General features: G+C 71.1%; 10 protein-coding genes, 1 tRNA gene and 1 pseudogene. 7 read left to right on the top strand and 5 right to left on the bottom strand.

What is annotated here, in order from left to right:
- The coding region (locus H5J29_RS12110; protein ID WP_181781036.1) for a response regulator transcription factor at positions 1-252 on the top strand (252 nt) is incomplete at its 5' end.
- Here H5J29_RS12110 and H5J29_RS12105 read toward each other — a convergent pair.
- Together H5J29_RS12105 and H5J29_RS12100 are read right to left on the bottom strand one after the other, a co-directional pair.
- Positions 222-908 (bottom strand): GntR family transcriptional regulator, encoded by a 687-nt coding sequence (locus H5J29_RS12105; protein ID WP_181781035.1) that lies wholly within the window; start codon positions 906-908, stop codon positions 222-224. The two genes, H5J29_RS12110 and H5J29_RS12105, sit on opposite strands and share 31 nt — an antisense overlap.
- A gap of 123 nt (positions 909-1,031) precedes the next feature.
- Positions 1,032-1,766 (bottom strand): VIT1/CCC1 transporter family protein, encoded by a 735-nt coding sequence (locus tag H5J29_RS12100; RefSeq protein WP_312858177.1) that lies wholly within the window; start codon positions 1,764-1,766, stop codon positions 1,032-1,034.
- A gap of 58 nt (positions 1,767-1,824) precedes the next feature.
- Between H5J29_RS12100 and H5J29_RS12095 the strand changes: the two genes are divergently transcribed.
- From H5J29_RS12095 to H5J29_RS12080, 4 genes are all read left to right on the top strand, one after another.
- The gene (locus tag H5J29_RS12095; RefSeq protein WP_181781033.1) at positions 1,825-3,294 is read left to right on the top strand and encodes a cryptochrome/photolyase family protein; all 1,470 of its coding nucleotides are present in this window, start codon (positions 1,825-1,827) and stop codon (positions 3,292-3,294) included.
- A 65-nt stretch (positions 3,295-3,359) separates the two neighbouring features.
- Complete coding sequence (locus tag H5J29_RS12090; protein WP_181781032.1) at positions 3,360-3,860, top strand: MauE/DoxX family redox-associated membrane protein; 501 nt, start codon at positions 3,360-3,362, stop codon at positions 3,858-3,860.
- 1 nt (position 3,861) lies between these two features.
- Positions 3,862-4,626 (top strand): DsbA family protein, encoded by a 765-nt coding sequence (locus H5J29_RS12085; protein WP_181781031.1) that lies wholly within the window; start codon positions 3,862-3,864, stop codon positions 4,624-4,626.
- 67 nt (positions 4,627-4,693) lie between these two features.
- A tRNA-Ala gene (locus tag H5J29_RS12080) sits at positions 4,694-4,766 on the top strand.
- 195 nt (positions 4,767-4,961) lie between these two features.
- On the opposite strand, the gene H5J29_RS36715 is transcribed toward H5J29_RS12080, so the two are convergent.
- A complete protein-coding gene (locus H5J29_RS36715; RefSeq protein WP_220187304.1) occupies positions 4,962-5,312 on the bottom strand; it encodes a hypothetical protein in 351 nt (116 codons plus the stop codon).
- Between the two features lie 184 nt (positions 5,313-5,496).
- On the opposite strand from H5J29_RS36715, the pseudogene H5J29_RS36525 reads away from it, so the two are divergent.
- Both H5J29_RS36525 and H5J29_RS36520 read left to right on the top strand, forming a co-directional pair.
- Positions 5,497-5,586: pseudogene (locus tag H5J29_RS36525) on the top strand (hypothetical protein); the annotation flags it as partial.
- A 58-nt stretch (positions 5,587-5,644) separates the two neighbouring features.
- Positions 5,645-6,298, top strand: coding sequence for a GntR family transcriptional regulator (locus tag H5J29_RS36520; RefSeq protein ID WP_376768521.1), 654 nt, complete (start codon positions 5,645-5,647; stop codon positions 6,296-6,298).
- Here H5J29_RS36520 and H5J29_RS12070 read toward each other — a convergent pair.
- Positions 6,179-7,804 (bottom strand): AMP-binding protein, encoded by a 1,626-nt coding sequence (locus H5J29_RS12070; RefSeq protein WP_181781030.1) that lies wholly within the window; start codon positions 7,802-7,804, stop codon positions 6,179-6,181. The genes H5J29_RS36520 and H5J29_RS12070 overlap by 120 nt on opposite strands.
- Before the next feature lie 4 nt (positions 7,805-7,808).
- Complete coding sequence (locus H5J29_RS12065) at positions 7,809-8,693, bottom strand: amidohydrolase family protein (RefSeq protein WP_181781029.1); 885 nt, start codon at positions 8,691-8,693, stop codon at positions 7,809-7,811.
- Positions 8,694-8,881 lie beyond the last annotated feature (188 nt).

The following is an 8,881-nucleotide window of genomic DNA, read 5'->3' as shown; positions in this document are numbered from 1 at the left end:
TGTTCCGCGGTCTTCTCCACGATGTGGAACTCCTTCCCCGAGCTGACCGAGCGGGAGGGCGAGGTGCTGGCGCTGCTGGCCCGGCACCTCACGAACCCGCAGATCGCGGCCAGGCTGGGGATCGGGGACAAGACCGTGCGCAACCACGTCTCGGCGATCTTCGGCAAGCTCGGCGTGGCCGACCGGGCGGGCGCCGCGGAGCTGGTGCGCCTGCGGACCGATCAGGACTGGTCGAGCTCCGGGGCGAGGTAGGTCCGCGCACCGTGCCCGGCCAGCGCGGCGAGCACCGCCACGGTGTCCCCGGAGGCCACGGCCTCGTAGAGGTGGCGGTGCCGGTGGGCGCCCTCCGCGGGCGAGCGCTGCTCGGCCTCACGGCGCATGTTGGCGGCCATGTAGAGCTGGAGCTGCATGATGATCGGCTCGTAGACCCGCAGCAGGTGCCGGTGCCCCGCCAACGCGACGAGGGCGAGGTGGAACTCGCGGTGCGCCTCGGCGCGGTCCAGCGCGGCGTGCTCGTGGTCGTCCGACGCGGCCCGCTCGATCCGCTCCGTCGCCCGCTCGAGCTCGGCGAGCCTCTCCGGGTCCGGCGGCGCGACCAGCGCGGTCTCCACGGCGAACCGCTCGAGGGCGTCCCGCAGCCCGAAGAGCTCCGTCATGTCCTGCGCCGACAGCTCGGCCACCCGGACCCCGCGGCGCGGCAGGTGCTCGACGAGACCCTGCTGCCCGAGCAGCCGCAACGCCTCCCGCACCGGGGCCCTGCTGATGCCGAAACGCCTGGTCAGCTGCTCCTCGACGAGCCGCTCGCCGGGCCCGATGACCCCACGCAGGATGTCCCCGCGGATCCGGTCCAGAGCGAGGTCGACCAGGCTCTGCGCGCCGAGCCCGTCGAGCGGGATCTCAGCGGTCACGGCGGTCTCCTCGGTTCGGGCGGGCCTGGTGCTCGCCCTCCAGCCTCTCAGATCGGCGGGCGTCACGTCCGTCCCACCTGTGAGCGCCGATAGTCGCTATGGCGACCGTCGGCACTCACGACGTCAGGCCACGGACACCCCGATCAGGGTGCCGACGAGGTACGTCGCGGCCGCCGCGATCACGCCGAACATCAACTGCCGCAGCCCGCCGCCCCACCAGCTGCGCACGGTGAACCGGCTCGAGATCGCCCCGGCCACGAAGAGCCCCACCGCCCCGATCCCGAGGCCGAGCAACAGCGAGGAGGACCCGAACAGGAACGACAGCAGCGGGACGATGCCGCCCACGGCGAAGCACAGGAACGACGAGACCGCCGCGACCCACGGCGACGGCTTGTCGTCCAGGCTCACCCCCAGCTCCTGGCTGACGTGCACGCGCAACGCGATCTCCGGGTTCGCGCTGATCTCGTCGGCGACCTGGCGGGCGGTCTGCTCGCTCAGGCCCATGTCGCGGTACTCCTGCACCAGCTCGGCCTTCTCGGCCAGCGGGTGCCGGGCCAGCTCACGGCGTTCGACCGCCGCCTCGGCGTCGACGGCCTCGTTCTGGGTGCCCACCGAGGCGAACTCGCCGAGCGCCATGGAGAACGCGCCCGCGACCAGGCCCGCCATCCCGGTCAGCACGATCACCTCGCGATCGGCCCCGCCGCCGCCGACGCCCGCCAACAGCGCGATGTTCGTGACCAGCCCGTCCATCGCGCCGAAGGTCGCCGCTCGCAGCCAGCCCCCGGAGACGTCCCGGTGCCGGTGGTCGTCGCGGTGCTCGGCCAGCTGCGCGGCGAGCTCGTCCTGGTCGTCGCTCACGGCGCGGAGCGTAAACCGTCGAGTCGCGGACGGGCCCCCGCGCGCCGACACTGACCCCATGGAACCGCTGTGGCTGTTCGCGGACCAGCTCGGCCCGCACGTGCACGCGACCGAGGAGATGCGCGACCGCGAGGTGGTGCTGATCGAGTCCGCGCGCGCCCTGCGGCGCAGACGGTTCCACCGGCAGAAGCTGCACCTGGTGCTGTCCGGGATGCGGCACCTCGCCGCGGAGCTGGGTGACCGCGCCCGGTACGTCCGCGCCGACACCTATCGCGAGGCCCTCGAGCAGGTGGGGGAGCCGGTCGTCGTGCACGAGCCGTCGTCGTTCGCCGCGGCCGAGCTCGTCGAGCGGCTGCGGAAGGACGGCCTCGTCGCCGAGATCCGTCCCACGCCGGTGTTCGCCCTGTCCCGCGCCGAGTTCACCGAGTGGGCGGGTGACCGCGAGAAGTTCCGGATGGAGGACTTCTACCGCGCCCAGCGCGAGCGGTTCGACGTCCTGATGGACGGCTCGGAACCGGTCGGCGGCAAGTGGAACCTCGATGCCGAGAACCGCGAGCCGCCGCCCAGGGGCAAGGCGACGCTCGGCGTCGTCGGGCCGTGGCAGCCGACCGAGGACGAGATCGACGAGGAGGTTCGACGAGACCTCGCCGACGTCCCGTCGGTCGGCTCCGACGGTCCGCGCCGGTTCGCGATCACCCCCGACGAGGCGCAGGAGGCGCTGCGGCACTTCGTCCGGCACCGGCTCGGCGCGTTCGGCCCGTACGAGGACGCGATCCTGGAGCAGGACTGGGCGATGGCCCACTCCCTGCTCTCCGTGCCGCTCAACCACGGGGTGCTCCATCCGCTCGACGCCGTGCACGCGGCCGAGCAGGCCTACCGCGACGGGGACGCGCCCCTGGCCTCGGTGGAGGGCTTCGTCCGGCAGGTCCTCGGGTGGCGGGAGTACGTCTGGCAGCTCTACTGGCGCTTCGGGAAGGGCTACACGCGGCGCAACGCCCTGCGTGCCCACACACCGCTGCCGGAGTGGTGGACCGAGCTCGCGGCGGACTCCGTCACCGCGGCCTGTCTGCGCAGCGCCCTGGAGGGCGTCCGGGACCGCGGCTGGGTCCACCACATCCCGCGACTGATGGTGCTCGGCAACCACGCCCTGCAGCGCGGCTACCGACCCGCCGAGCTCAACGAGTGGTTTCGCACCGCCTTCGTCGACGGCTTCGAGTGGGTCATGCCGCCCAACGTCATCGGGATGAGCCAGCACGCCGACGGCGGCATGATGGCCACCAAGCCCTACTCCTCCGGCGGCGCCTACATCAACCGGATGTCCGACCACTGTGGCGGCTGCGAGTACGACCCGAAGAAGCGGGTGGGCGACGACGCCTGCCCCTTCACCGCGGGCTACTGGCAGTGGGTCCACCGCCATCGGGACCTGCTGGCGGACAACAACCGCACCGCCCGTGCCGTCGCCTCGATGGACCGGCTGTCCGACCTGGACGTCGTCCTGGAGCAGGAGTCCGCCCGCGAACGGTTCTGACCCGGTCGGGGTCGCCGCCGAGGTCCCTCATCCGGTTCTCAGGCGACGGGACTACCGTGCGCGAGGTGACGAGGGGCCGGGTTCTCGACGGGATCGGTACGCTCGCGCGGCTCGGTCTCGCCGCGGTGTGGCTCGTGTCAGGGCTGATCAAGGCCCTGGATCCCGCGCAGACGTACGTCGCCGTGCGGGCGTACGACGTCCTCCCGCGCGAGGCCGTGTCGGTCGTCGCGGGTGTCCTCCCGTGGTTCGAGCTGGCCCTGGGCCTGCTCCTGCTGGTCGGGATCGGGACGCGTGCCGTCGCGGCGCTCTCCGCCGCGCTGCTGCTGGTGTTCATCGCCGGGGTCACCCAGGCGTGGGCGCGTGGGCTCTCGATCGACTGCGGCTGCTTCGGCGGCGGCGGCGCGGTCGAGCCCGGCCAGACGCAGTACGTGCAGGAGATCCTGCGAGACGTCGGCTTCCTGCTGCTCGCCGCCTGGCTGATCGTGCGGCCCCGCACGCTGCTGGCGGCCGAGCGACGGCTCGTCACAGCGGGTTCGGGTTCTGGTTCGGGTAGCGGAGGGTACTGAGGTGGGCGGAGCGGACCGCAACGAGCGGAAGCGGAAGCAGGCGGCCGCACAGGCGCGGCTCAAGGCGGCGGGGATCACCCCGAAGCGCAGCGGTCCGTCCGGGAACACGCTGGTGCTCGCGATCGTGGCGGTCGTCGTGATCGTGGCGATCGTCGTCGGCGTGGTGGTGACGCTCACCAACCGGTCGTCGGAGGCCGCCGGGCCCGCCCCGAACTACCCGGTCGCCAGGGCGGGCGCAGTCATCACCGCAGGCCAGGCCGCCGCCCCGGTCACGGTGGACATCTACGAGGACTACCTCTGCCCGTACTGCGAGCGGCTCGAGACGGCGTACAAGGACCAGCTCACCACCGCGCTCAACGCCGGCCAGATCAAGGTCAACTACCACGCCATCTCGATCCTCGACCGCGCCAGCAGCCCCGCGGGCTACTCGACGCGCGCGGCCAACGCGGCCATCTGTGCCGCGGACGCGGGCATCTTCCCGGCCTACCACGCCCAGCTCTACGCCGAGCAGCCCGCGGAGGGCAGCGCGGGGTTCTCCAACGACGAGCTGACGTCCTTCGGCACCACCCTCGGCGCGGGCGGGGGCTTCGGCCAGTGCGTGGCCGCCCAGGCCAACACCGGCCTGATCGAGACCGCGACGAACACCGCCGCCGCCAACCCCGCCCTGCAGACCAACGGCAGCTTCGGCACCCCCACGGTCGCCATCGGCGGCCAGAAGATCGACGTCAACGACTCGGACTGGCTGCAGAACGCCATCGCGGGCTGAGCCACCCCCTGCGGGACCCCGGTGTTCGGGGCCCCGCGGGGGGTGTTGTAGGGTTTTGTCATCGCAAGGGGCTGTGGCGCAGCTGGTAGCGCACTTGACTGGCAGTCAAGGGGTCAGGGGTTCGAATCCCCTCAGCTCCACCCTTCTGACCAGGCCCGATGAGTCTCCCGACTCTCGGGCCTGTCGTGTTGTGGTGCCACTTGTGGTGCCAACCGAGGCAGTGGCTCGCTGCAGGTCCGCGTGTTCGTCGGGCGGGATCCGGTCACCAAGAAGCGCCACTACCTCCAGAGACCGTGCGGCGCGGCCCGGATGCTGACGCGGAGGCGGAGAAGGTGCTACGACGGCTGTTGGTCCAGGTCGACGAGCAGCTGAACCCACGGACCTCGGCCACCGTCCGCCAAGTCCTGGAGAAGCATTTCCTGCTGCTCGACGTGGAGCGCACGACCAGGGCGACCTACCAGAACCTCGCCCGGACCCATATTCTGCCGCTGATCGGCCCGGTCAAGCTGGCTGCGCTCACGTCCGAGGTCTTCGACTCCTTCTACGCCGAGCTCCGCCGCTGCCGGCTCCACTGCAAGCGCAGGCGGATGATCGAGCACCGGGTCAAGACCGTGCACGACTGCGACCATCGCTGCCGCCAGCACGTGTGCAAGCCGGTTGCACAGTCGACGATCCGTCAGATCCACGTCATCCTCAGCGGCGCGCTGAGAAGGGCGGTCCGATGGAAGTGGTTGTCGCGCAGCCCGATCGAGCATGCGGAGCCGCCGAAGCAGCCGCCGGCCAACCCACAGCCGCCGACCTCGTGCCCTGTCTGGGTCTTCCCATCGGTCACGCTGCTGACTGCCCAGCTCGGGCGACGGAGCGGCGCACGTGAACCCCCGGACGATCACCCGCCGGTACGGACGACTCGTCCAGCGCCTGGGCATCAAGACGACCTTCCACAAGCTGCGTCACTACTCGGCGACCGAGCTCATCGCGGGCGGCGTAGACGTACGTACGGTCGCAGGCCGTCTCGGCCATGGAGGAGACCACGCTGCGCGTCTACGCCGCCTGGGTCTCCGAAGCCGACTGGCGCGCGTCGACCGGCCTACTCGACCGGCTTCCGCATCGCCCAGTCGGCGATCCGGGCGTGGTCGGTCCCGACGAGCTGTTCGCCCAGAACCCGTACGAGCTGACCGCGATGGACCTCCGCGCCCAGATCCTGGACGGCACCATCGCCGCCGGGTCTGCCTTACCGACGACCGCCGAGGTGGCGAAGAGCTACGGCATCGCGATCGGCACAGCGAACCGAGCGCTGGGTCTGCTGCGGGAGTGGGGACTGATCGAGCCGCGGCGCGGGGTGCGTGTACTTCGGGTTTGGTGGTACTCGACCTGGAACAGTGCGAGCCCACTCGGGTCCTTCAACCCGGCCGCGTGGTCGGCCGGAGGCCCGACGGTGAGCTGGGCCTCTTCGACGTCGACGGGTGGTGAGGAGGGGGACTGCTCGACGGACACGGGCACCTCGGGTCGGAGGGAGGGTTCGAAGCCGGAGGTTCCGGCTCCGATCCGGGGATCAGCGCTGCTTCTGGCCGACGGTCTGCTTCGCCCAGGCCATCTCGAGCTTTCCCGTGGGGGTCCGGGGCAGCTTGTCGACCAGCACGATGGTCCGCGGGACCTTGTAGCCCGCGAGTGACTTGCGGACCCAGTCCTGCAGCTCGATCTCGAAGAGCGAGTGTTCCTTCGGTGTCGCCACGATCGCGGCCACCCGCTCGCCCCAGGTCTCGTCCGGCGCGCCGACGACGACGGCGTCGGTCACGTCCGGGTGGGCCAGCAGGACGTTCTCGACCTCCTGGGGGTGGACCTTCTCCCCGCCGGTGTTGATCACGCCGGAGCCACGGCCGAGGAACGTGATCGAGCCGTCGGACTCGAGGTGGGCGAGGTCGCCCGGGATCGCGTAGCGGACACCGTCCACCGTGCGGAAGGTCGTGTCGGTCTTGGCGCTGTCCTTGTAGTAGCCGAGCGGCATGGGGCCGCTGTAGGCGAGCACGCCGGTCTCGGGGTCGCCCGGCTCGAGGATCCGGTCGTCCTTCGTGATGACCTTGGTCGCAGGCACGGGGAAGAACCGGGCGGGGAGGTCGTCGACGGACGTGGTCACCGCGAAGGCGAACGGGCCGCCCTCACTCGAGGCGATCGCGTCGGTGATCGTGATCTGGGCGCGCTCGTGCAGGGCCTGCTTGAGCCGGTCACTCAGGGCCGTACCCGAGCTCAGGACGGCGCGCAGCGAGGACAGATCGTGCGGGCTTCCGGCCCTCTCCGCCCGGATCAGCTCGTCGACGAGCGGTTGGCAGACCGCGTTGCCCGCGACGATGACCGTGCCCGCCCGCTGGGCCGCGGCGAACTCCCAGACGTGGCGGGGGTTGAGCTGCCCGGGCTGCGCGGTGATCGCTCGGCCGCCCACGAGCAGCGCGCCGAGGGTGTTGAAGAAGCCCGTCCCGTGCATGAGCGGTACCACGGGCATGATCGCGGGTGCGGCGTTGTCGTCGTGGGCCTTGACCGCGACCTCGACCGCCTCGTCGAGTGAGCGGGGGAGCCCGGCCAGGCCGAGCGGCCGGAAGATGGGCACCGCCAGGCTGTGGAGCAGGTCCGCGTGCTGCCAGATGACGCCCTTGGGCTTGCCCGTGGTGCCGCCCGTGTACATGAACAGCTGGTCGGAGCCGGGGCGCGGGGTGTTAGGTCGCGGATCGGTCGCCGCCAGGAGCTGCTCGTAGTCGGGCGCCTCGGGACCGGGCTTGTTCTCGGCTGAGTCCCCGACGCGCACCAGCAGCTTCAGGGTGGGGACGTTCGATGCCGCGTGCGCGACGTTGCCCGCCAGTTCCCCGCTGAAGACGAGTGCTGTGGCGTCCGCGTCGTTGAGCAGCGACGAGAGCTCGTCGGCGGTGTAGCGGTAGTTGGCGTTGACCGGGATGGCGCCGATCTTGAACGCCGCGAAGACGGTCTCCAGGTACGGGGCGCCGTTGTAGAGGTAGCAGGCCACCGTGTTGCCGGGGCCGACGCCAGTCGCCTCCAGCGCGGCGGCGAGGCGGGAGGCGCGGTCGTCGAACTCGGCGTAGGTGTAGTCACGCCCGGGCGCGGAGATGGCGACGGCGTGGGGGAGCCGGGCGGCGACGCCCTCGAAGACCGTGCCGAACGAGGCGTCCACGGTTTCAGACCTCCTCGGGCTTGACCGAGTCGTCGAGCCCGAACAGGCGCACCGCGTTGTCCTTGAGGATGAGCGGCCGCACCTCGTCCTTGATGTCGAGCTTGGCGAAGTCGGCCAGCCAGCGGTCGGGGGACAACGCCGGGAAGTCGGAGCCGAACAACACCTTCTTCTTGAGCAGCGAGTTCGCCTGCGCGACGAGCTGCGGCGGGAAGTACTTGGGCGACCAGCCGGACAGGTCGATGTAGACCTGCGGCTTGTGGCCCGCCACGGCCAGCGCCTCGTCCTGCCACGGCACCGACGGGTGGGCGATGATGATCGGCATGTCCGGGAAGTCGACGGCGACGTCGTCGAGGTGCAGCGGGTTCGAGTACTTCAGGCGGATCCCGCCCCCGCCCCGCTGACCGGATCCCACCCCCGTCTGTCCACTGTGGAACAGAGCTGTGAGCCCTGCCTCGGCGATGACCTCGTACAGCGGGTACGCCGCCGTGTCGTTGGGGAAGAAGCCCTGGTCGCTGGGGTGGAACTTGAACCCGCGGACGTGGTGCTCGTCGATCAGGCGCCGCGCGATCCGCACCGCCTCGGCGCCGCGGCCCGGGTCGACGCTGGCGAACGGGATGAGCGTGTCCGCGTACTCGGCCGCCTGCTCGGCGATCTCCTCGTTGGACACCCGGGGCCCCTGTCCGGTGCGGGTCACGGAATCGACGGTGAACACGATCGCGGCCATCGAGCGCTCGCGGTAGTAGTCGGCGAGCTCGGGCACCGTGAGCTCCGGGATCTTCCCGAACGTGCCCGCCAGGGCGTCGGAACCGGAGCCCGAACGCTCCTTCTCGGTGACGGACGCGAGGACGTGGGTGTGCACGTCGATCGCGGTCAGCCGGCTGGCGTCCATGCGGCGCTCCTCGGTGAGTCGTGCGGGTGTGCGCGGGGCACACGCGGTCTGCTGCCACACGCTAGGGAGGTGGTCCGCCGCCGGCCACCGAGCAATGACCGAGCACGGTCGGCCGGTCGGCCGTCGGCTCTCGCGACAGATGACGTAGATCGGGTGGTGGCGGGTGACGTCCGGCAGGACGGTGGGCG

It is taken from the genome of Pseudonocardia pini (assembly GCF_013870575.1).
Lineage (GTDB): Bacteria > Actinomycetota > Actinomycetes > Mycobacteriales > Pseudonocardiaceae > Pseudonocardia > Pseudonocardia pini.
The sequence above is the reverse complement of the archived record's forward strand: the minus strand, read 5'-3'. Positions and strand labels throughout refer to the sequence as shown.

Coding starts and splice junctions, on each gene's coding strand:
- H5J29_RS12095 (WP_181781033.1), top strand. CDS start 1,825: ATGGAACCGCTGTGGCTGTTCGCGGACCAGCTCGGCCCGCACGTGCAC.
- H5J29_RS36520 (WP_376768521.1), top strand. CDS start 5,645: ATGGAGGAGACCACGCTGCGCGTCTACGCCGCCTGGGTCTCCGAAGCC.
- H5J29_RS12065 (WP_181781029.1), bottom strand. CDS start 8,693: ATGGACGCCAGCCGGCTGACCGCGATCGACGTGCACACCCACGTCCTC.